The sequence below is a fragment of the Roseisolibacter sp. H3M3-2 genome, from assembly GCF_029211165.1.
Classification (GTDB): Bacteria; Gemmatimonadota; Gemmatimonadetes; order Gemmatimonadales; family Gemmatimonadaceae; genus Roseisolibacter.
This window is the reverse complement of record NZ_JARGEK010000795.1, coordinates 1-562: the sequence shown is the minus strand read 5'-3', so window position 1 is coordinate 562 and position 562 is coordinate 1. Positions and strand designations below refer to the sequence as shown.

The following is a 562-nucleotide window of genomic DNA, read 5'->3' as shown; positions in this document are numbered from 1 at the left end:
TGCAGCGCGCGCGCCAGCAGCGCCGCCGCGCCGCGCCGCCGCGCCTCCTCCACCGCGCGCAGCCGCGCCTCGGCTTCCGACGGGAGGAGGACCCGCGCGCGCACCCCGGAGCCGGCGCCGCCGACCGGGTGCCAGGCGGAGTCGCCCGCGAGCGGCGCCAGCCCCGCCTCGACCCGGGCGGCGGCGACGGCCGCCACCTCGGCCTCGGGCGCGAACTCGAAGGCGCGGACGCCGAGGGCGCGCGCCACCTTCCGGTCGAGCGGGTCGGCGAGCGAGTCGGCCGGCTGCGCGGCGTGGACGAGGATGGTCGCGATCGCGCGGTCGCGCCCCTCGGCGGCGTGCGCGTGCAGCACCACCCACAGCGGCGTCGCCTGCACCCCGCCGGCGGTCGGAAGCGAGTCGGGGCGCACGCGCAGCGGTCCCGCCCACGCCACCGGCGCGCCGCGGCGGAGCACGACCACGGCGCGCTCCGGGCCGCCCTCGGCGAGCGGCCGTACGGCATCGCAGCCGGCGGCGCGCACGGCGGCGGCCACCGCGTCGGGCGGGTCCTCGGGGATCGGCG

At 82.9% G+C, this 562-nt stretch carries 1 protein-coding gene; it reads right to left on the bottom strand.

The window, feature by feature from the left end:
- A partial coding sequence (locus tag PYV61_RS26450; RefSeq protein ID WP_275836878.1) for a hypothetical protein occupies positions 1-562 on the bottom strand: 562 nt, incomplete at both ends.